Source organism: Rhizobium anhuiense, assembly GCF_003985145.1.
Classification (GTDB): domain Bacteria; phylum Pseudomonadota; class Alphaproteobacteria; order Rhizobiales; family Rhizobiaceae; genus Rhizobium; species Rhizobium anhuiense.
Genome location: NZ_ML133523.1, coordinates 227,401 through 245,384, shown reverse-complemented (window position 1 = coordinate 245,384; position 17,984 = coordinate 227,401). Strand labels below are relative to the sequence as shown.

Sequence of the window (17,984 nt, the reverse complement as noted above, 5' to 3'; positions counted from 1 at the left end):
ATCTCGTTGACAGATAAAGCTGCGATTGAGCTGGCCCTTGCGACGCTGGATATCTCTATTGATGAATTACCCGTCAATGCGATCAAGGTCGCTCAAGCAACAGATGTACTCCAGACGCGCGGTCAGCGGTTAACCGATTTCTTCAGTCGCCATGGCGAAAAGTTTGCAGAGAGTTTCGCTGATCAGCTTGGAAAACGTGCTGCCGATTCGATAACTCTCGCCACTTGGTTGAAATTCGCTGGCCTTCTAACCGGCGTCTACCAAATTGCCAAAATGCTTTTTGCTAAAATGGGTGCCAGTTGGCCACTTTGATTCCTCCCGTCGCCTTCGCTTCTCGATCTAGTCGCAGTTTTTGAATTCCTGCGAGAGTTCGGAGCGGCTGCACGATGAGAGCCTAACTCAGGGATCAGTTAAAACCAGGGCCTTTTCGTCTGCAGTCAACGCCTCGTGAGACTCGACCATCTCTTTTATCCTTTGCTGAAGAAATGGCGCTATCAACCCGTGTCTACGGCCTTCATCTTCGTAGGCTGCCTCAATGAGATCGGCGGGAATCAGCTCTACCGATGTAGTGTCGACGAATGATAGGTGTGTCAGGAACATTGCCTCGTAGTTCTCGATGCTCACCGCGAACTGGCGAGCTTTTCGGAATTGAGGCGGATTGCTATTTACGAAATAGTAGCGGTGACTTATCGGGCAGATACATATGCAAAACTTGTCGTGAGGGTTTGGCAAGAAACCACAGAAAACCCGCACAACCTCCCATTTCTGCATATGCTACGCCACACAGCCGACACGCTCTTGAAGCTGGCTCTTAGCCAGCTCTGGCTCGTCAAGTTGATCTAGCCAGAGCGAAACATCCATCTCATTGGCATTACCAGGGCGATCCCAAGCATCAGCATAAGCCGGATCCTCATGAGAAATTTCCCTGAGAGTTCCGAAACTCATGCTTCCATACCGCTGCAGCGAACTCAGCAGGTATTCCTTGTCGGTTCCCGAAAGCGCAGGGAATTTGTCATGCCCTTTTGAAAATACGTGCTGCTTATTGTCTTGATGCTTGATGCGAAGTCGCTCATGAAAACGGTCAATCATTTCATCTGGATAACCGGAATCGACTCGCAACAAGTCGCGCGTCGCAGACGGCACGGGGCCATGCTCCATCGCAACATACTTGTCACCTGTGATCGGCCGTCCGTAATCGAGCACATGCTCACGGTCGGCGAAGAACAATATCTTGCCGATATAATATTGGGTTATGCCTGGTTTGTGCTGCGCGACAAAGTCGATCGCTTGCACCGTTTTATCCAGATTGAATTTGAATCGCATCATATCGCTCGCCCTCTAGGGGGTCATGCCGCATTGCTTATACCAAAATGGTATTGAAAGCATCAATTTTCAAACATTGCAATTGCTGCGCATTCTCTACGTTCTCTTCAATTCTCCGTACTTTCCCCGACCTGTGACCGTGTTTCGGTACCGCCACGGATGGTGAGCCGTTCGACGTAGTATTTTGCCGGTGATGAGGCTGGTGAGTTCATGGATGAACGAGAGGCAGCCTTTCTATTTCATCGGCTTTGCCGCCGGTGTCGGCTCAGCATGGCTGGAAAGCCTTCGCTCACTTCCATGACGTATGCTCCTGATTTCAGGCGGCTGAGACGATCACCGCACCAGCGTTGCCTTGTGATCTTGGCGCTGATGGCCATACGTCAGCGTTCCAGAATTCCACTGCCACCTCAACCGGAACGAGTCCCGCGGTGATTCGTTGAGTCGCGTATTTCCAGCGTGAGGGGATGCATCATGAGCAGGCGACGAAGGTTCAAGCCGGTGAAGATCACCATCAATGGCAAGGTGAGGACGGTCTATAATGTTGTTCAGGCCGGCAACACCTTGCTGAATGACTGGCCCGAGCAGACGCCGGCGGCGAAGGCTGCCGAACGTCTTGTGCTTGACGTGTTCAACGATGCCGCCGGGCCCGAGCAGGTGCGGCGGGCGTTCATTACCGCGGCGAAGGCCAGCGACATCAAGTTCAGCTCCTGAGCGGTGGTGTCGGCAAGAGCCCTGGCTCACTTCCATGACACCTGCTCCTGGTATCGCAGATCCCGGGTTTTGAACTGCGTCTCCATCCAGGCGGCCGAGATGATCGCCGCGAGGAAACCGAAGGCGAGGCAGGCAATGGCCTGGGTCCGCCACGAGACGAAGGTGAGCGGCGCCGGGGTGACGGGCTTTTGCCCGCATTCGCCGGGCGGGCAGGCGCAGCCGGAAAAGGCCTTGATCAGGCAATCGCTCATGATGCGCCGCCTTTCACCGTATCGATGGCGGCGAGGATTTTCTGGTGAAGCGGGCAGCCGTGATCGTCGCTGCCGTCGAAAAAGCGTTCGGCCTCCACCAGCGCCTCCAGGAGATCGGGTGCGCCGGCGGTGAAACGGGCCGTGGCGCGGGTCTTTTCGCTTGCTCCGGCCCGTCGGGCGGCGGGACGGGAAGGGCGCTCGGTCGATGGTTCGGATGTGGGATTGGCGGCAGACATCTCCGTTCCCCTCAGGCGTAAAGCTGATCGGTATCGGTGATGCCCATGATCTCGCGGGCATAGCGGTAGTGCTCCTCGACGCTTGCCGCAGCGCCGCGCAGCCAGGATGGGCCGCGGATCGAATGTTCGGGACGGCGCAGGAAGGCAAAGCCGAGGGCGCCCATGCGCTGGGCCTCGTTGGCCATATAGGCGCGGCAGTCGCCCATCGTGCGCGCCGCATTCCAGCGGGCGTCCCGCTTGCTTTCCTCGGTCTCGATCTTGCGAATGTGCTGCATCGCCTGTCCTCTCGCGCCTCTGGTCGGCTTCTGAGATTAAGGTATTTATTATACCCGATCGCGTCAACGGAAAAAGGTATAAAAAATACCTATTGGATTGACGAGGTACGAATCGTAGGCGTATGTGTGTCGCCAGTGATTGGGCGACCGGGTGCAACTCCCGAGCTGACGAAGCCCAGCGGCGCGGGAAGCGAAAGTCCTTAAGTGCGCTGTCAGAAAATCAGGACGAGGGCGAAGCGAATGGCCCCTCTGGCACGTGTCCCATCCCGGCTCCGGCCTTCAGGACTTGGCCAATGCTCTCCCGGCTTCATGGGCTTTGCTCATGGGGTAGGGGGAAGCTTTGGCCGGAACCCTCCCTCACCAGCCTTCAGGAACCTTCTCCTCCTAAGCTGAAGAGAGAGGAATGAGAACTGAAGTTGGAGTATGAAGCTACGAGAAAAAAGAGGCGGGCCACGCGCAGCGAAATCGAAATCACCGACGAGGTGATCGAGGCAGGCCTGGCATCACCGAATTCTACGATCCGTGGGAGGAGACGCTGCCGAAGGACATGTTTCCCGCCGCCATCCGGTCCATCCTGGTGGCGGTGTCGCGGGTGGTGCGTAAACGGCATCCGGAGCTTCCGCAATTTGTGCTTTCGGAGGATGCATCGGTCCGATATCCCTCGTGATCACAGCTGGGGATCGGCGGGCTTCGGAGCGAAATCCTACAGGCCGTACATCTCCCGCGCGCGCTGTATGCCAGGAGAAACACCGCCGCCGTGACGATGTAGAACCAGATTCTGCCGGCGCGAGATGAAGGACGGATCGTTCTGTTTTTCCTATTGAATTTGATTGCTTCGCGGCATCGTTTCCGCGCCTTGCGCTCTCATCCCTACATCTCGATGATCGATCGGCGGACGCGGCCGACGATGGTGACGGCGCCCTGGAATTCCGGCGGCGGCACGTCCTCGTAGGAGGCGGGCTGGAAGGGCGGGTTGTCGTTCGGGCGATAGCGCTTGTAGGTCGCGGCGCCCGTTTCGTCGGCGACGACATAAAGCGCGTTCGGCGCCAGGCGCTTGTCGCGCAGATTGACGAAGATGATCGAGCCCGGCGGCGAGATCTTGTTCATCGAATTGCCCTCGACCTCGAGCGCGATCCATTCGCCATCGGGCAGATCGAGGGCGGCGACCGTCGGGAATTCCGAGAAGTCGGTGATCGGCGCCTGCTCGCTGAGCTGGCCGGCGCTGACCCAGGAGATCTTCGGCACATCGGCGACGGAGACCGGCAGCTCATCGGGATCGAGCGCGTTGCCGGTGCCGAACTGCAGCCAGTTGAGATTGACCTTGAAAGCGCGGGCATACTTCTTCGCATCGGCGATGCCGAAGCCGTTGCGGCCGGATTCATGCGCCTTGTAGACATTCGCATTCCAGCCGAACCGATCGACGATCGCCTTCGGCCCGGCAAAGCCAGCATTCTTCCTGGCCATGACGAGGCGCTTTGCGCGTTCTTCGCGTTCAAATTGTTCCTGATCTTTCAACATGATATAAAAAATACCCTAAATTAAGGTACATGTCATGCCCTAATGTGCTTGACATATCGGGTATTAATTGTACCCTAATCGCCATGATATGCACCGACATCATCAACAACGGGCCAGCCTTTCGGACTGGAGGAGACGCCATGAGGTTCACCATTTCCTCGCAAGAGAGGCTCGCCATGGACGTCGTGCCGACCGGCGTCGTCATTCACCGGCCGCAGGGGCCAAGGGGAGGGCGGATGTCCGCGATACCAGTTCGCAACGAGGATATCCCCTTCCTCGCCAAGGCCCTGCAGCAGGTGCTGAACGCCAACCGGGAGGTGGAGTCGCTGTGACCATCTCCACCCCGCCCGCCCGCTACACCGGCTGCCCGAATTGCGGCAAGGCGCTGTCGATCGCCGAGGTGATCGAGCGCCACTGCGAGACTTGCAGCCGGCCGACCAGCCCGAAAGAGCTGCGGGAGATCGCCCCCGGCGCTCTTCCGATCCCCGATCCCGACAGCCTCACTCCTCCCTGACGGCTATCGGTGGCTGGCGTCGTTGCCCTCCCTCGGCGACGCCGGCATCCCGGGCGCGACGATGTCGTGCCCACCGGGCGCGCTCGTGCCCGACCCAGGCGGCGGCCTGGCAGACGACCGGAGCTTTTGCTCCGCAACAGAGCCGGGCTCCGGTCGTCATCCGTGAAAAATCAAAGGCGTTGGCAGCACCCGCTTCGGCGGGAACGGCGAACCGCGTTCGAAAGAAGGATCAAGCGATGAGCTTCCAGCTCAAGGCCGCCCCGGCGCAGCAAGGCACCCACATGAACGCGCTCGAGCTCTTCCGCTCCGGCCGGGACTATATCGAAATCGCTGCCATCCTCGGCACGTCGGTGCCGTCCGTCGAAACCGAGATCCACACGCTTCGAAGCGCCGAGAAGGGCGACACCGCGCAGCAGGACCATGCCGGCGCGGAGATTCGCCGCTTTCCCCGCCGCCCCCTCAAGCCGGGCACGCCGGTCAATTTCGCCGGCGGCCGACGGCGGGTGCGGGTTTGAGGCCGGCCATCTCAATCGGGAAAGGACATCGCATGGCGAAGGACACAATGAACCAGGAGATCATGGACATCCTCAGCCCGGTGCTGGGGGAGGAGCTGGCAGCGGCGATCATCGAGCATCGCAAACGCACGCTGAAGAAGCCGCTGACGGCTTATGCGGCGAGGATGCAGGCGCGGGAATATCTGGCGACCGGCGACCCGGTCGGCGCCGCCGAGATGCAGATCTTCCGCGGCTGGCAGGCGATCAAATGCGACTGGTACCTCAAGGAGAAGGCGAGGGAAGCCGGGTCGATCAACAGCAGTACGAGAAGGACGACAGTGGATGCCGCAAGAGATTTCCTCTCCGGTGAAGATCATAGCTGGGATGCTTTCGGGTTTCCCGGCATCCGCAGGCACTGATCCCGACATGCAGATCCGCGCCTATCTCGTCGCGATCGAGGGCATTCCGCTGGAGGCGGTCTGGCAGGCGGCCAAACTCTTCATCTCAGGAAAGGTCCGGGATCATAACCGCGCCTTCGCTCCGAGCTGCGCCAGTTTCGCCGAGCAATGCCGCCATCAGCAGGCGGCGATCGAGGCGGAGAGCCGCCCGCGCATGGAGGCCGAGCCGGAGAGGCCGCAGCCGAAGGTCGCCGCCTACAAGATGCAGCTGCTGCGCGACGCCGCCAATGGCAGCCGCAACGCCAAGCGGGAGCTCGCCAGGATGTTCCCCGACAACCCGATCATTGCAAGGGCCGCACGACCTGAGGAGGCATTGAGATGACCATCACATTCTGGACGGAAGACAAGATCGTCAAGGCGGAAAAGCTCTGGAAGGAAGGGCTGTCGGCCAGAGAAATCGCCGTCATGTTCGGCTCGAAGAAGAACACCGTCATCAACATGGCATCCCGCAACCGCGACAGGTTTCCCTCGAGGCAGGACGCCTGGCATCCGCAGCCGAAGGCGGGCCCGCCCGTCCAGCCGATCCGCCACCCCGACCGCGTGACGCGGGTGACCATGTCGGGCGCGCATGTGACGATGCCGCGCGTGCCGTGCATCGATGGATATGCAGAGCCATGAGCAAGGTCACCCCACGCGAAACCGAAATCATCCGCTGGATGGCGGCGGGCAAGACGGCCGCCGAGATCGGCACCATTCTCGGCATCTCCCACATCACCGTGAATACGCACATATCAAACGCCAAGGCGCGGCTCGGCGTCTTCAAGGATACGGCGCTGGTCGCCGCGGCACTCAGAAACGGCATCATTCGATAGAAGGACGATCAGCATGGGCGGCAAAGCCACCAAGGTGAAGACAGGACGGGTCAACAAGGGCGCCGGCCGGCCGCGCAAGGAGAATGTCGAGCGCTTTCCCTGCGGCAAGATCAAGCCCTTCGAAACCGAGAAGGAGAATATCAGCGTGGCGATATCGGCCCGCCGCCGCATCCACGGCTTCGGTCGGACGGTGGCCGACGAGACGGTCAAAAGCCCCTTTGCCGGCTACACCCTCGGCCGCATGTTCCTCGACGGCCTGATCACCGCCGAGCAGCGCCAGGCCGGCGACGACTATGCCGAGGCCATCGCCCGCTACCACAAGACCACAGGCATCCCGGCCCCGAGCCCGAGGGCGCAATCGCTCTTTGCCGTCAAGGGCCATGAAGGCGAGGTGACCGACACCCACGCCGACCGCGCCCGCAAGGCCAGCAACCGCATGATGGCCCTGCAGGGCATCCTGCTGCGCTGCCCTGATGGACCGCAGGTCAGGAGCACGGTCTATAATGTGACGGTGATGGACTACGACCATTTGCGCCAGATGCCGCCGCAGCAATTGCTGTGGCTGCGCAGGGGTTTGACGGCGTTGCGGGGGGCGAGGGCTGGGTGATGATGACGGGGCGACGGACGCGATATTCGCCCACATCCCATCCGCCATCACTGTATTTGCCGCAGAGCTCACCCCACCCTCCGTCGTCCTCGGGCTTGACCCGAGGATCCACCCCTGCCTCCATCAGCCACGGGCATGGATCCCAGGCTCAAGGCCTGGGATGACGGAGGGTGGGGCGTGTGTTTTCGCCAGAACCGGCCGATCGAGCCGAAGACCTCAGCCGGATGCCGCTGCCGCTGCTGCTCTTGTGGGCGAGCAGGGAGCTTACGGCGGGGCGAGGGGCGGTTGACGCCGGAATTGCTCGGCCCCGCAGTGTCGCAAATGCCCCGACGTCACGCTGCTCGGCTCACTGAGGTGATTACAGCCGTCTGCCTTCATAGTAAGGCTTCACGAGGCTGAGAATGTCACCATGACACCGCGCTGGCGAAAGTAGGCCTGCATTCGCTTCCTGCCGGACCGGTTATTCTGCACGAGCCTGGCCGGGTCGAATACGGCCTCTTTTAAACCCGCCCGCGTCAACGCCGCCTTGAGAGCGGCGATATGCGCGTCGATGTCGGCGTTGTCCGCCTGGAGCGACTCATAAATGCGGTTTGTTGCATCGGCTACGGTCGGTTCGCTCACTATTACACTCCTGTTGTCGTCTGGCTGGCCTGACCGTATTGGGGTGAAACCGGTTCACGTCAATGGGTGACAGTGAATTGGAAGATCTCGTCCGCTTTCGAAGATGAAGCACAGAAGCAGCCCTGCCATCGGGGTTTGCCGTCGAAACCTCACGGCAACAAAGCGCGAAAAGCCGCCATTCCGTCCCAGCGGGTGATCAGATCACGAATTCCTCCTGGTACGTCTGTGGCTCGGGAACGACCGTAACCTCCACCGGAATGATCCAATTGGCCGCGTAGCTCTCGCAGTCGGAACGCTGGAGCTCGGGCTGCACGCTCCCCGCCCCATCGACAGCGCGACATCGCAGTGTATATCGCCCCACTTCTTCAGGGGTCCACATGTACTCCCACAAGCGCCATGCAAAGGGACGTTCTGTTTCGAGGAGCCTTCCCTCGCGCCAGCCCCTGCCATCTCCGGTGCAGACCTGCACCTGCCGGATAGGAGCCTCTCCGCTCCAAGCGGCTCCAAAAATCCGGTACGGTTGGCCGGCGATGAGCTGCGCCCCCTGGACGGGACGCGCGATCTGCGCTTTGACCTCCATCTCCGCAAGGGGGACCAGCCTGGGTTCCCCGAGGTTGCGCTCCCAACGGAAATAGTCGCGCGCCTGCCAGTAGCCAAGGAACGGTTGCTCCACAACCGTGATATCCGTGATCCACTTGACCCAAGCCATGCCGAACCAGCCACCCACGACCGCGCGCAGCGGGTAGCCGTGATCGCGCGTCAACGGCGCCTCGTTCATCGAATAGGCAAGGATCGTGCTGTCAGCGATGGCCTTCTCAAGCGGTAAACTGCGCGCAAAAGCGATGGGGCCGGGAGAAGCCGTTTTCTTGTTCGTGTCGACGACGCCGCTGTCGGCGCCTGCGAGCAGAACCTCACATGCGGTTGGCTTAACGCCCGCCATTTCCAAAATCTCGCGCAGAAGAACACCTGTCCACGCGGCATTGCCGACGGCTCCGTTCTGCCACTGCAACCCCTCCTTCGGCGGCTCATAGTAGACGCGGCCATTCCCTGCACACTCGACGACGGCTGATAAAGTCGTGCTCCGCATCGCCTTGATGCTGTCGAGGTCAAGTTCGATCGGCCGCTCCACCGCCCCGCCGACGCGCAATCTCCAGTCTCGCGCATCGATGTCCGGCGACGGGAAATGGTTTCGCACGAAGAACTGCTCGGTCGGGATCAGCCAATCGGAGAGCGACGCAAACGGAAACTCGATATTCGGTGGGGATTTCTGTCGAACTATCAGACTGGGTTGCTGTGGTGTCGGCATCGTCCTCGTCTCCCCTTTGAACGTCGGCTCTCGGTCGCGCAAATTCGGGTGCGATCACACCGCCCCTCGCAGTGCGTCTGTCGCATTCCGCATTCCGCCTTCGGGTCGCATCCTAACACATAGCACGTTCCTCGGATCGACCTCGAACGGCAGCTTTATCCTTCGATAAGCAAGCCGCCGTCCGGCGGTGCTATTTCAAAGGCAGGGATAGCTCCGCGACCTCGGAACACCACGCCCGAGAGAGTCAACAGACCCCGGTACCAGCACCCGTCGTCACACTTTCACCACCGAAAAGAACAGGAACCGCGGCTTGGTCGTCAGGCTCTGATAGGCCTGCGGAAAAAGCGTGCGGGCTTGCGGGTCGGGCTGGGGCTCGCTGACGATGTCGATCTGAAATCCGGCCGACTTCAGCGCCTCGAACATGGCGTGCAGCGGCCGATGCCAGAAGCGCATGGCGATCTCCCTTCCGCCGCGCTGCCAGGTCTCATCGAAGCTGTAAGTCTCGAAATAATTGTCTCGGCCGGTCGAGGCGTGATCCATGAAGGGATGGTGCGTGGAAAAAACGAGGCGACCGCCCGCCGCGAGCAGCCGGTTGAATTCCGAAAGCGGCCTCGACCAGTCGGGCAGATAATGCATGACGAGCGAGGCAAGGATCAGGTCGAAAGCCTTGTCCCTAAACGGCAATGGCTCGTTGAGATCAGCGGTCAGCAGGCGCGCGCGCCCTTCCAGGCGACGCTGCGCGATATCAAGCATGCCGGCACTTGCGTCGATCCCGGTCACGACAGCCCCGCGCTCGATCAGCGCTGCCGCATGCGCCCCGCCGCCGCATCCGGCATCGAGCACGGAAAGCCCGGCGGCGTCGCCAACCAGGGCAAGAATAGCCGGCCGCTCGTAATAGGCATTCCAGGCATTGACCTCGTTATCGGCATCATAAGCCGCCGCGAACGCATCATAATCATTCTCGGCCAAGATTTTCCCCTTTTCAGAGACTGTTCGAGGATGCCTGAGGGGCAGGAGTTTGCCCGATCGAGCTGTATAGTCAGAGTTGGCTGCGTCGGCAAAGTTTGAACTCAGGTCTCGGCCTCGGTGCATTAGCCTGGGAGCGTCACCGGCCTGCCATGAGGCGTGCTGAGATAGGCTTGACGCCATGCGCTCTCGCGCCGATCCACTTCCGAATAAGACGCTATTCCGGTACGATCGAGAACAAGTTCGAGGGCCGCCTTGAACGCCCCGTAATAGGTCGCATCGTCGTCGGTCTCACCAGCGCGTGCGCGCTTTTCGAGCTCCGCGCCCAGAGTTTGCGACCAGTCCTCCGGATCCAGTTTTCCCGAAGCGAGCAGCAGTTCGACAATCGCGACGACTTGCGCATGCCATTGCTCCTGGAAGGCGGGATTTCGGTCGCGAGATCGAAGAGAAGCACGGGAAATCTCAGGCCGGGTCAAGGTAGCTCTCCCACATGTCGATCAGCAGCACGTCGCGGCTGTCAGCCGCTTCGGGCCAAAGCTCCTTCATATCGAAGCGAACCGCGTAGGTCTGCTCGATGGAAATTCTGCCGGTCGCGGAAAGATCCGGCAGAGGCTGCGGCCCTGTCACGCTTTCGACGATACCGCGGCGCCCTCGCACGTAGGATGGCAAACGGGTGTGCATCGAACCGCTGTCTCGCTTGGCGAGGACCTTGTCGCCGGGTTTGAAGGAATCAATGGTTTTCGCGCTCTCTGCCTGCGGCGGCATATGGCGCAACTGCATCGTCGCAGACCTTGCATGCCCGTCCACGAATTCCTGGACATCTGCAATGCCTTCATCGATCGCCGTGACCATCATTGCCAGCATCCACTTTTCGAAATAGTCGAAGCGGAGATAGAGGTCGGGCGGCAACCGTTCCAGAACGTGGCGATACCAGTCGAGCGTCCATCCGGTTTCTTGCTGGCTGAGTTTCGACATCGACATCATCGCAATCGCCCAGACACGTGCTTTCCATTCTTCAGGAAACATGTGCTGGTCATCATCGAACTGGTGTAAAACCGGCCCAAATCCCTGTCTGCCGCCGAGATCGTGGATGGTATCCATCAACTGGCCCTCGGTGCGAGATCCCTGGCCGTGCCGATCATCGAGTTGCGGGTGACGAGCGAGGCAAGCTGCTGTTCCGACCAGCCTTCGGTCCCGTCGGGCCGCTGCGGAATGACCATGTAACGACGATCGGATGTTGAATCCCATACCCTGATTTCTACGGATTCCGGCAACACGATGCCGAACTCCTGCAGGACGCCACGAGGATTGCGGACGGCACGCGCCCTGTACTCGGTCGATTTATACCAGGAAGGCGACATGCCGAGGATGCCGAGCGGATAGCAGGAGCACAGGGTGCAGACGATCAGGTTGTGAACATCCGGCGTGTTGAAGACTGCGCGCAGATTGTAGTCCGGCTCGACGCTTGGCACCACCTCTGCAAAAGCAGAGATCGCATTCCCCGCCAGCCGATCGGCGAAGGCTTGATCCGTCCAGGCATGTGCAATCACCTTGGCGCCGTTCATCGGCCCGACATTCTCTGAATAGTTGTCGAGCCACATGTCGACAGCATCGGCACCGAGAAAGCCCTTTTCGGTCAGAACCGTTTCCAGGGCCTTCAGACGCAACGCCGGTGCCGGCGGAAGGTGGCTATGCAATTCGCGATGAAGTTTGGCGGCCTTGTCAGAGTCATACGAGGTCATGGCGCTCCCCCTGGCTGACAATCATTTCCGGCGTCAAGTAGTAGCGCAAAAAGCGCGTTTTGTCATGTCTGCGGCAGGCCGCCCGCCATCAGAGGCCTGCAAATCGGACGGGCCGCGCCAAGAGGGAATCGCTATGCCGGCGAATGAGGCGGGAGCGGTTCCTTCATCGTCTGGCGCTGGCCTTTCCTGCGGTTCGCTGCTCGGCGGCGAGAGCTGTTCGCCGCCGAGCGGGCAGTCGCACGCCCTACGGCGTAACCGTCAGCCTGGCTTGCATCCCGGCTTCGTAGTGGCCCTTCATGTTGCAGAAGAGCAGGTAGGTCCCCGGCGTCAGCCTGGCGTTCAGCTTGCCGCTGGCGCCTGGTTTCAGATCGGAAACCTCGCCCAGGCTTTTCAGCTTCGATTCATCGATGCGATTCTTGGTGGCGTTGACCGGGATGGGCAGGTCCGGGGATTTCAGGCGAACGACGACCATTTCATGCTGCTCGGTCATCGCATCGTTGTGGACTGCGAAGGTCGCGGGGCCGGCTTTCACCGTTGGCGGGTCGAGCTTCAGCGACATCGCCCCGCCGCCCTCTCCATCTTCCGTGACATTGATCACCGTGGCGGCAAAGCTTGTTCCGGCCGAGCAGGCGAGAATGGCAGCTCCGGCAAGCAGGGGCAGCAATCTGGCACGTGGTTTCATCGTTGGTCTCCGTCTGTGGTGGGTGAGGGCGCTGAGCGGCGTGCTCAAGCCAAGGATCATCCGGTGCGGCACGCAGTGGGTCGCTATCGTCATCGAAGGCGCGTTGGTTGCATTCTGATCGGGGGAAGGGAAGGGCCCGCTGCGTGTCGCAAGAGAGCTGGTAGCGCGGCATTCTTACGCGTCCTTTGCCGGGACTATACCAATCCGTAAGAATGCAGGCCTGGGCACTCTGCCGGCCACTTTACGAAAATGTATAGCTGGGGCGAGGTCCCCGTGAGGATTGGAGCGCAGCTTGGCGCCGTCATTGCCAAGTCGAGGTAGCTCTCTCATGAATATGCGCGCCGCACCCGCCACCCTTATGCCGGCCATTCATCCGGTCAGCCTGCGGGTCAACACCTACCTGATCAATCTCGACCGTGCGCCATTGCGCAGGTTTCGAATGGAGCGCCTGCTGGCAAGCGTCGGCCTTGCCTTCGAGCGTGTGGCGGCGGTCGATGGCGCGGGCCTAAGCCTGCCGCATCCGGGCTTCGACGAAGCGGCCTATCTCAGCCGGCACGGCCGCCGGCCGAACCCTTTCGAGATCGGCTGCTATCTCAGCCATGTCGAATGCGCCAGGCGCTTCCTCGCCAGCAATGCCGAGTTCGCGCTCATTCTGGAAGACGATCTCGATTTCGATGACGATCTGGCCGAGCTGCTCGATGCCGCCCTCGAGCACCAGGCGCGCTGGGACATCCTGCGTCTGTCCACCGTCAGCTCCGGGAAAAAGCACAAGGTGGAGCCGCTGACCGCGTCGCGCTCGCTTGCCATCGCACTGACCCGCGAGAAGGGGTCCGGAGCCTATCTGATCAATCGCAAGGCGGCCGGGTGGATTGCCGGCGCGCTTCTGCCCATGTGCCTGCCCTATGATCTCGCCTTCGATCTGGAGTTCGATGAGGGGCTGAGCGCCTGCTTCGTCGAGCCGGCGCCGGTGAGCCAAAGGGCGGATCCCTGTTCCCAGATACAGGCAGGGCTTTCGGCATACCGGCTTGGCCGCCGCCGGCCATGGAGCGTCCTGCCCTATCGCACGGCCGCTGAGGTGCGCCGGTTTGCGCGCCGCTTGCGCCGTCTCGCGGCTTGGAGGGTGAGCGGCTAGAACCGCTCCCCCGGGGATGAGCGGCTAGAACCGCTCCCCCGGGGATGAGCGGTCAGGACCGCTCCCCCGGCATCAGCGGGAAGCTAACCGAAACGATGAGGCCGGGATGATTGTCCGCCATGGTGATATCAGCCGAATGCAGCTCGGCGATGGCCTTGACGAGGCTGAGTCCGAGGCCGCTTCCCGGTGTCGTGCGGCTCTTGTCTAGCCGGTAGAGACGCCGGAAGACCTTGTCCCTTTCGCCGGCGGGAATGCCGGGGCCGCTGTCGGCGACCGAGAGGACGGCGTGGCCGCCCTGGCGGCGGAGCGAAACCGTGATGTCGGTTCCTGCCGGGCAGTGGTTGATCGCGTTTTCCACCAGGTTGGCGATCATCTGCATCAACAGATCGCGGTCGCCCCGAATGAGCGCGGGACAGCGCTCCGCGATCGTCAAGGACTGGCGCGCATCTTCCGCGACATCGACATAGACTTCGGAAATCACGGCAAGCACGGCATCGATGTCGGTCGCCTGGAAACGCTCCTTGCGGGCGCCGGCCTCGATCTGCGAAATGCGCAGCAGCGCCTCGAAGGTGGCGTTGATCCGGTCGCTCTCGTGTCTCGCTTCGTCAAGCAGAGCCGAAACATCCGCCTGCCGGTCATTTCCAGCCACTGCGGCATCCAGCGTCAGGCGCAGCCGGTTGAGCGGCGTCTTCAGGTCGTGGGCGATATCGGCGCTCACCTGCCGCATGCTCTCGACCAAGCGCTGCAGCCGTTCCAGCGCCGCATTGATCTGGAGCGCCACCATATCGAGATCGTCGCCGTTGCCGCTGATGGCGATACGGGCGTCGAGCGCGCCGTGCGAGACGTCGTTCATCGTGTGGGCGACGCTGTCCAGCCGCGCCTGGGCACGAACGGCAAGAAAGACGCCGCCGCCGATCGCGGTCGCCACGACGATCGCGGCCGCCCATTCGAAGCTCACCAGCACGATCCGCAGCATCTCGTCGACATCGTTGAAGTTTTCCGCCACCACCAGGCTGTAGGGGCCGATGGTCGACACCTGCATCCGATAGCGTTCATGCCCCTTCAGCCCGACATCCCTGGAGGTGACGGTATAGACGCCGTTCGGGATGCGGGGTGCGGCGAAATTGCCGGCAAGTTTGCGCCCGCCTGCATCGGTCAGCGAATAAAGCCCGTCGGAGGTCGATTGGAAGCTCGCATAATTGTTCAGTGTGTTGACCAGGTCTTCGGTGTCATTGGGTTCGTAGGTCGAGACGATCAGCGAATTCATCTCGCCCAGCGACTGTTCGAGATCGCGCGCAAGGCCGAGGCGCAGCATGTGATAGATGATCGTGCCGCTCAAGATGAAGGCGACGACGAACAGCACGCCGAAGGTGACGGCAAGCCGGAACGGCGTGCTCCTGCGCAGGCTGGAGCATGATGCCGAAAAGTGTGCGCGGTTTTCGGACGACATCATGCTCTTACTCTTTAAATTGCGAACAGGATGGGCCTGAAATCATCCTGTTCGAGGCGCATGCAGGCTGTATCCGGTGTTGCGGACGGTGTGCAGAAGCTGGGCCTCGAACGGCTTGTCGACCTTGGCTCTCAGCCGGCTGATATGGGTCTCGACGACGCTGGTCTTCGGATCGAAGTGGAAATCCCAGACCCGTTCCAGCAGCATGGTCTTGGTGATGACCCGGCCTTCGCCGCGCATCAGCACCTCGAGCAGGGTGAATTCGCGCGGCTGCAGCTCGATCATCTGCCCGGCGCGGCGGGCCTCCCGGCGGATCAGATCGAGCTCGAGATCGGCAACCTTCAGCACCGTCCGCTGCTCCTGCACCGGCGGGCGGCGGCCAAGCGCATTGACGCGCGCCAGAAGCTCGGAGAAGGCGAAGGGTTTGACCAGATAATCGTCGCCGCCCGCCTCCAGCCCCTCGACCCGATCGTCGACGCCGCCGATCGACGTCAGGAACAGCGCCGGTGTGCCGACCTTGGCAGCGCGGAGTGAACGCACGATCGCCAACCCGTCGAGGCCCGGAAGCATGCGATCGACGACGATGACGTCATAGGCCTCGCGCTGCGCCTGAAACAGTCCGTCGCGGCCGTCGCCGAACACGTCACAGACATGCCCTGCCTCGGAGAAGCCCTTGGCGATATAATCGGACGTCTTCGTATCGTCCTCGATAAGCAGGATTCGCATCAGCCCGATCGTTCCCGACTTGCCTGGATGGCGAGATTTAGCCGAGAGGACGGCTTGGCCACAACTTACCGATTGGTAAGGTGATGGGGGAGGAGCGGCTTCAGGCGCACCGGGCGCCAATAGTTTCCCGCCGTTCCTTGGACGACGGCGACAAGCCGCGCCACGTCAAAGGCCGAAGCGTCCGCAAGAAAGCGGGATGAATGCGGATCGTCGACGCCGCCGATCGATGTCAGGAACAGCGGCGATGTGCAACGAAACGCCAGGCGGAAGCCGCCGCCCGCCTGTCAACGGCGGTGGGAACTGTCAGACAGAGGAGGAGAAGGCCATGAGCAAAAATAACTGGAAAGTCGGGCTTCGCGCCAAGCTGGACCATCTCGTCGACGACTGCGTTGTGGCCGGGGCCAGGCAGCAGGACGTCTTCGATGCGATCATCAAGGAGATCGGCAATCTGCGCGCAGCCCTTGAGCGCGACCCCGATCCCGCGGACGACGAGGTGATAGAGGAACCTTCCAACGATTGGCCCGCGGCCGACAGGTGACTGAATCAGATCGCGAGGCGCACATGACCGCTGGGGGCGGGGGCTTATGGAACCAACTGGCGCCGCCGAAGGTTATAGTCTTGTCGCTTGGCAATCGGTTTAGCTCGACCTGCGAGACGCGATAGCCGGCGTATTTCACAATGGGGAATTGCTATGGAAAATGCAGGTATCGGCTGGATCGCCGCAATCATCATCGGCGGCATTGCCGGCTGGCTCGCCGAATTGCTCATGAAGAGCAACATGGGCGTGCTCATGAACATCATACTCGGTATTGTCGGCGCCATCGTCGCCAACTTTATCCTGTCGCTCTTCGGCGTCGCCCTGGGCGGCTGGCTGGGTTATCTGATCGCGGGCTTCATCGGAGCCTGCATCCTGATCGCCGTTGCCAGAATGGTCAGACGTACGGCCTGATGGAGCCGAGGCGGCCCGCCCGGCCGCCTTCAGCAAGCTCTCGGGTCGCGCTCACGCGCGGCTTGAGGCGCGGCAGTTCCGTGTCATAGCGCGCGCCGCGAATTGCGTCGTAGCGACCAGCCGTGACTGAATTCAGAAGAGACGATCGACAAATTGCTCGGTCTCCCACGTCCTGAGGAAATGCGCTTCCCGCGCAATCCAGCCGACAGTCTCGCTTCCCCATTCCTGCGCCCGGCTTGCATATTCGCCCATCAGCCAGATGTGGCGGACGATCACAAAGCGAAGGGCGGCTTCGAAGTCATCCGGAGTGACCGGCCGGACGGCTCGATAGCCTTCGAGGAATACGTCCCACATGGCGGTCGATTTCCGGCCAAAGGATACTTGCGCCCACAGGAAGACCGACAGGTCGTAAGCGAGGTATCCCCGACCGCCGTCGTCAAAGTCGAAAAATATGGCTTCACCGGCATCGTTGATACGCGCATTGAAGCCGTGGCAATCCCCATGGCAATGAGTCCAGGTCAGATCGGCGAAGGCTTCGATTGCCTTTGCGGTTCGCGCGGCGATGTTCTCAAGATCGCTGCGGACCTCGGCGTCTTCCACGATGCCGCTATCGCGTATTCGGGCGAGTGGGCGATGCAGCAAGTGTTCGAGGTCAAGCCGATAGAGCGCTTCATCCGGCGAAAATGTCTCGGCGGCATTGTGCATCAGGGCAAGCGTCCTGCCGTTGGCCGAGGCATCGCCGGCATCCATTGCAGACGGTTTGCGGCCGTCGATCGCCCGGAAGAGCACGCCGTGGCGGGCACCCTCTGGCGCGTATCCCTGAACGAACATCGCGCCCTCGCGTGTCGGAATGGACGCTGCGACCGGAACGCCCGATTGCAAAAGGTGCGCCAGAAATGCCGTTTCGGTCTTGACGTCGGCTGGACCGCGCGCGCGGCGGTGGGAAAGCCGGAAGACATAATGCTCGCCGTTGCCGCCGACGACGAGATACACATCGTTCAAGCCGCGTTGAAGCAATCGGCAGGAAATCGGCCCGGCAAGCGGATAGTGCTTGCTGATGAACTGTTCGACAGCCTCGACCTGAGGCGTCGAATAGAGCGGATCAAAGTCGAACATAGGCGCTGTCCGTAGGGCTTTGCGAGAGGGCTGTTTCCGACGTCGCCGGGGGGCAGTCTTTCTCGGTGGCGAGGAGACCATGGAGCGGGCGCGGT

The 17,984-nt window shown here is 61.2% G+C and carries 28 protein-coding genes; 13 read left to right on the top strand and 15 right to left on the bottom strand.

The window, feature by feature from the left end; all coding sequences use genetic code 11:
* The first annotated feature begins 6 nt into the window (after positions 1–6).
* Positions 7–312: a hypothetical protein gene (locus EEQ99_RS11820; protein WP_127430462.1), complete on the top strand. Its 306-nt coding sequence runs from the start codon at positions 7–9 to the stop codon at positions 310–312.
* A gap of 462 nt (positions 313–774) precedes the next feature.
* Here the strand turns inward: EEQ99_RS11820 and EEQ99_RS11815 are convergent, their stop codons facing one another.
* Positions 775–1,326: a Panacea domain-containing protein gene (locus EEQ99_RS11815; protein ID WP_127430461.1), complete on the bottom strand. Its 552-nt coding sequence runs from the start codon at positions 1,324–1,326 to the stop codon at positions 775–777.
* Positions 1,327–1,794: 468 nt separating this feature from the next.
* On the opposite strand from EEQ99_RS11815, the gene EEQ99_RS11810 reads away from it, so the two are divergent.
* Entirely contained in the window at positions 1,795–2,034 is a 240-nt protein-coding gene (locus EEQ99_RS11810) for a DUF982 domain-containing protein (RefSeq protein ID WP_018069182.1), read from the top strand.
* Between the two features lie 26 nt (positions 2,035–2,060).
* Here the strand turns inward: EEQ99_RS11810 and EEQ99_RS11805 are convergent, their stop codons facing one another.
* From EEQ99_RS11805 to EEQ99_RS11785, 4 genes are all read right to left on the bottom strand, one after another.
* Positions 2,061–2,285: a hypothetical protein gene (locus EEQ99_RS11805; protein WP_127430460.1), complete on the bottom strand. Its 225-nt coding sequence runs from the start codon at positions 2,283–2,285 to the stop codon at positions 2,061–2,063.
* On the bottom strand, positions 2,282–2,521 hold the full coding sequence (locus EEQ99_RS11800) for a hypothetical protein (protein WP_127430459.1): 240 nt from the start codon (positions 2,519–2,521) through the stop codon (positions 2,282–2,284). Before EEQ99_RS11800 ends, EEQ99_RS11805 begins: the two co-directional genes overlap by 4 nt.
* 11 nt (positions 2,522–2,532) lie before the next feature.
* Positions 2,533–2,796, bottom strand: coding sequence for a hypothetical protein (locus EEQ99_RS11795; protein WP_097542798.1), 264 nt, complete (start codon positions 2,794–2,796; stop codon positions 2,533–2,535).
* A gap of 870 nt (positions 2,797–3,666) precedes the next feature.
* Complete coding sequence (locus tag EEQ99_RS11785; RefSeq protein ID WP_007627142.1) at positions 3,667–4,314, bottom strand: S24 family peptidase; 648 nt, start codon at positions 4,312–4,314, stop codon at positions 3,667–3,669.
* 140 nt (positions 4,315–4,454) lie between these two features.
* Here EEQ99_RS11785 and EEQ99_RS11780 point away from each other — a divergent pair, with 140 nt between their 5' ends.
* The 8 genes from EEQ99_RS11780 (at position 4,455) to EEQ99_RS11745 (ending at position 7,199) form a co-directional block, all read left to right on the top strand.
* Entirely contained in the window at positions 4,455–4,646 is a 192-nt protein-coding gene (locus tag EEQ99_RS11780) for a hypothetical protein (RefSeq protein ID WP_063476531.1), read from the top strand.
* Positions 4,643–4,828, top strand: a complete 186-nt coding sequence (locus EEQ99_RS11775; RefSeq protein WP_047614037.1) for a hypothetical protein — start codon at positions 4,643–4,645, stop codon at positions 4,826–4,828. Before EEQ99_RS11780 ends, EEQ99_RS11775 begins: the two co-directional genes overlap by 4 nt.
* A 236-nt stretch (positions 4,829–5,064) precedes the next feature.
* A complete protein-coding gene (locus EEQ99_RS11770) occupies positions 5,065–5,343 on the top strand; it encodes a sigma-70 family RNA polymerase sigma factor (protein ID WP_127430458.1) in 279 nt (92 codons plus the stop codon).
* Positions 5,344–5,375: 32 nt separating this feature from the next.
* Positions 5,376–5,741: a hypothetical protein gene (locus EEQ99_RS11765; RefSeq protein WP_063476533.1), complete on the top strand. Its 366-nt coding sequence runs from the start codon at positions 5,376–5,378 to the stop codon at positions 5,739–5,741.
* Positions 5,707–6,102: a hypothetical protein gene (locus EEQ99_RS11760; protein WP_127430457.1), complete on the top strand. Its 396-nt coding sequence runs from the start codon at positions 5,707–5,709 to the stop codon at positions 6,100–6,102. Before EEQ99_RS11765 ends, EEQ99_RS11760 begins: the two co-directional genes overlap by 35 nt.
* Positions 6,099–6,398: a GcrA cell cycle regulator gene (locus tag EEQ99_RS11755; RefSeq protein ID WP_127430456.1), complete on the top strand. Its 300-nt coding sequence runs from the start codon at positions 6,099–6,101 to the stop codon at positions 6,396–6,398. Before EEQ99_RS11760 ends, EEQ99_RS11755 begins: the two co-directional genes overlap by 4 nt.
* Positions 6,395–6,592, top strand: coding sequence for a response regulator transcription factor (locus EEQ99_RS11750; protein WP_063476536.1), 198 nt, complete (start codon positions 6,395–6,397; stop codon positions 6,590–6,592). The genes EEQ99_RS11755 and EEQ99_RS11750 overlap by 4 nt, the downstream gene beginning before the upstream one ends.
* A 13-nt stretch (positions 6,593–6,605) precedes the next feature.
* Complete coding sequence (locus tag EEQ99_RS11745; RefSeq protein ID WP_127430455.1) at positions 6,606–7,199, top strand: hypothetical protein; 594 nt, start codon at positions 6,606–6,608, stop codon at positions 7,197–7,199.
* Between the two features lie 387 nt (positions 7,200–7,586).
* Here the strand turns inward: EEQ99_RS11745 and EEQ99_RS11740 are convergent, their stop codons facing one another.
* From EEQ99_RS11740 to EEQ99_RS11710, 7 genes are all read right to left on the bottom strand, one after another.
* The gene (locus EEQ99_RS11740) at positions 7,587–7,823 is read right to left on the bottom strand and encodes a hypothetical protein (RefSeq protein WP_127430454.1); all 237 of its coding nucleotides are present in this window, start codon (positions 7,821–7,823) and stop codon (positions 7,587–7,589) included.
* 193 nt (positions 7,824–8,016) lie between these two features.
* Complete coding sequence (locus EEQ99_RS11735; protein WP_127430453.1) at positions 8,017–9,126, bottom strand: sulfite oxidase; 1,110 nt, start codon at positions 9,124–9,126, stop codon at positions 8,017–8,019.
* Positions 9,127–9,399: 273 nt separating this feature from the next.
* A complete protein-coding gene (locus EEQ99_RS11730) occupies positions 9,400–10,095 on the bottom strand; it encodes a class I SAM-dependent methyltransferase (protein WP_127430452.1) in 696 nt (231 codons plus the stop codon).
* A 122-nt stretch (positions 10,096–10,217) separates the two neighbouring features.
* The gene (locus EEQ99_RS11725) at positions 10,218–10,568 is read right to left on the bottom strand and encodes a hypothetical protein (RefSeq protein ID WP_047615505.1); all 351 of its coding nucleotides are present in this window, start codon (positions 10,566–10,568) and stop codon (positions 10,218–10,220) included.
* On the bottom strand, positions 10,555–11,193 hold the full coding sequence (gene nthB / locus EEQ99_RS11720; protein ID WP_127430608.1) for a nitrile hydratase subunit beta: 639 nt from the start codon (positions 11,191–11,193) through the stop codon (positions 10,555–10,557). The genes EEQ99_RS11725 and nthB overlap by 14 nt, the downstream gene beginning before the upstream one ends.
* Entirely contained in the window at positions 11,193–11,834 is a 642-nt protein-coding gene (nthA, locus tag EEQ99_RS11715; protein WP_127430451.1) for a nitrile hydratase subunit alpha, read from the bottom strand. Before nthA ends, nthB begins: the two co-directional genes overlap by 1 nt.
* A 244-nt stretch (positions 11,835–12,078) precedes the next feature.
* Positions 12,079–12,516: a copper resistance protein gene (locus EEQ99_RS11710; RefSeq protein ID WP_047614059.1), complete on the bottom strand. Its 438-nt coding sequence runs from the start codon at positions 12,514–12,516 to the stop codon at positions 12,079–12,081.
* Positions 12,517–12,844: 328 nt separating this feature from the next.
* Between EEQ99_RS11710 and EEQ99_RS11705 the strand changes: the two genes are divergently transcribed.
* Positions 12,845–13,648, top strand: a complete 804-nt coding sequence (locus EEQ99_RS11705) for a glycosyltransferase family 25 protein (protein WP_047615511.1) — start codon at positions 12,845–12,847, stop codon at positions 13,646–13,648.
* Between the two features lie 52 nt (positions 13,649–13,700).
* Here the strand turns inward: EEQ99_RS11705 and EEQ99_RS11700 are convergent, their stop codons facing one another.
* Together EEQ99_RS11700 and EEQ99_RS11695 are read right to left on the bottom strand one after the other, a co-directional pair.
* Positions 13,701–15,101 carry a HAMP domain-containing sensor histidine kinase gene (locus tag EEQ99_RS11700; RefSeq protein WP_127430450.1) on the bottom strand — a complete coding sequence of 467 codons (1,401 nt, stop codon included), beginning with the start codon at positions 15,099–15,101 and terminating at the stop codon, positions 13,701–13,703.
* A 39-nt stretch (positions 15,102–15,140) separates the two neighbouring features.
* A complete protein-coding gene (locus EEQ99_RS11695; RefSeq protein ID WP_063476543.1) occupies positions 15,141–15,824 on the bottom strand; it encodes a winged helix-turn-helix domain-containing protein in 684 nt (227 codons plus the stop codon).
* Between the two features lie 325 nt (positions 15,825–16,149).
* Between EEQ99_RS11695 and EEQ99_RS11690 the strand changes: the two genes are divergently transcribed.
* Entirely contained in the window at positions 16,150–16,362 is a 213-nt protein-coding gene (locus EEQ99_RS11690) for a hypothetical protein (protein ID WP_127430449.1), read from the top strand.
* A gap of 153 nt (positions 16,363–16,515) precedes the next feature.
* Entirely contained in the window at positions 16,516–16,773 is a 258-nt protein-coding gene (locus tag EEQ99_RS11685) for a GlsB/YeaQ/YmgE family stress response membrane protein (RefSeq protein ID WP_047614066.1), read from the top strand.
* Between the two features lie 132 nt (positions 16,774–16,905).
* On the opposite strand, the gene EEQ99_RS11680 is transcribed toward EEQ99_RS11685, so the two are convergent.
* Positions 16,906–17,889, bottom strand: coding sequence for a phosphotransferase enzyme family protein (locus EEQ99_RS11680; RefSeq protein ID WP_127430448.1), 984 nt, complete (start codon positions 17,887–17,889; stop codon positions 16,906–16,908).
* Positions 17,890–17,984: the final 95 nt, after the last annotated feature.

Bases quoted from the DNA above. Each gene is read 5' to 3' on its own strand.
- EEQ99_RS11815 (WP_127430461.1), bottom strand. From the start codon at position 1,326: ATGATGCGATTCAAATTCAATCTGGATAAAACGGTGCAAGCGATCGAC.
- EEQ99_RS11810 (WP_018069182.1), top strand. From the start codon at position 1,795: ATGAGCAGGCGACGAAGGTTCAAGCCGGTGAAGATCACCATCAATGGC.
- EEQ99_RS11805 (WP_127430460.1), bottom strand. From the start codon at position 2,285: ATGAGCGATTGCCTGATCAAGGCCTTTTCCGGCTGCGCCTGCCCGCCC.
- EEQ99_RS11800 (WP_127430459.1), bottom strand. From the start codon at position 2,521: ATGTCTGCCGCCAATCCCACATCCGAACCATCGACCGAGCGCCCTTCC.
- EEQ99_RS11795 (WP_097542798.1), bottom strand. From the start codon at position 2,796: ATGCAGCACATTCGCAAGATCGAGACCGAGGAAAGCAAGCGGGACGCC.
- EEQ99_RS11785 (WP_007627142.1), bottom strand. From the start codon at position 4,314: ATGTTGAAAGATCAGGAACAATTTGAACGCGAAGAACGCGCAAAGCGC.
- EEQ99_RS11780 (WP_063476531.1), top strand. From the start codon at position 4,455: ATGAGGTTCACCATTTCCTCGCAAGAGAGGCTCGCCATGGACGTCGTG.
- EEQ99_RS11770 (WP_127430458.1), top strand. From the start codon at position 5,065: ATGAGCTTCCAGCTCAAGGCCGCCCCGGCGCAGCAAGGCACCCACATG.
- EEQ99_RS11765 (WP_063476533.1), top strand. From the start codon at position 5,376: ATGGCGAAGGACACAATGAACCAGGAGATCATGGACATCCTCAGCCCG.
- EEQ99_RS11760 (WP_127430457.1), top strand. From the start codon at position 5,707: ATGCTTTCGGGTTTCCCGGCATCCGCAGGCACTGATCCCGACATGCAG.
- EEQ99_RS11755 (WP_127430456.1), top strand. From the start codon at position 6,099: ATGACCATCACATTCTGGACGGAAGACAAGATCGTCAAGGCGGAAAAG.
- EEQ99_RS11750 (WP_063476536.1), top strand. From the start codon at position 6,395: ATGAGCAAGGTCACCCCACGCGAAACCGAAATCATCCGCTGGATGGCG.
- EEQ99_RS11745 (WP_127430455.1), top strand. From the start codon at position 6,606: ATGGGCGGCAAAGCCACCAAGGTGAAGACAGGACGGGTCAACAAGGGC.
- EEQ99_RS11735 (WP_127430453.1), bottom strand. From the start codon at position 9,126: ATGCCGACACCACAGCAACCCAGTCTGATAGTTCGACAGAAATCCCCA.
- nthB (WP_127430608.1), bottom strand. From the start codon at position 11,193: ATGGATACCATCCACGATCTCGGCGGCAGACAGGGATTTGGGCCGGTT.
- nthA (WP_127430451.1), bottom strand. From the start codon at position 11,834: ATGACCTCGTATGACTCTGACAAGGCCGCCAAACTTCATCGCGAATTG.
- EEQ99_RS11710 (WP_047614059.1), bottom strand. From the start codon at position 12,516: ATGAAACCACGTGCCAGATTGCTGCCCCTGCTTGCCGGAGCTGCCATT.
- EEQ99_RS11705 (WP_047615511.1), top strand. From the start codon at position 12,845: ATGAATATGCGCGCCGCACCCGCCACCCTTATGCCGGCCATTCATCCG.
- EEQ99_RS11700 (WP_127430450.1), bottom strand. From the start codon at position 15,101: ATGATGTCGTCCGAAAACCGCGCACACTTTTCGGCATCATGCTCCAGC.
- EEQ99_RS11695 (WP_063476543.1), bottom strand. From the start codon at position 15,824: ATGCGAATCCTGCTTATCGAGGACGATACGAAGACGTCCGATTATATC.
- EEQ99_RS11690 (WP_127430449.1), top strand. From the start codon at position 16,150: ATGAGCAAAAATAACTGGAAAGTCGGGCTTCGCGCCAAGCTGGACCAT.
- EEQ99_RS11685 (WP_047614066.1), top strand. From the start codon at position 16,516: ATGGAAAATGCAGGTATCGGCTGGATCGCCGCAATCATCATCGGCGGC.
- EEQ99_RS11680 (WP_127430448.1), bottom strand. From the start codon at position 17,889: ATGTTCGACTTTGATCCGCTCTATTCGACGCCTCAGGTCGAGGCTGTC.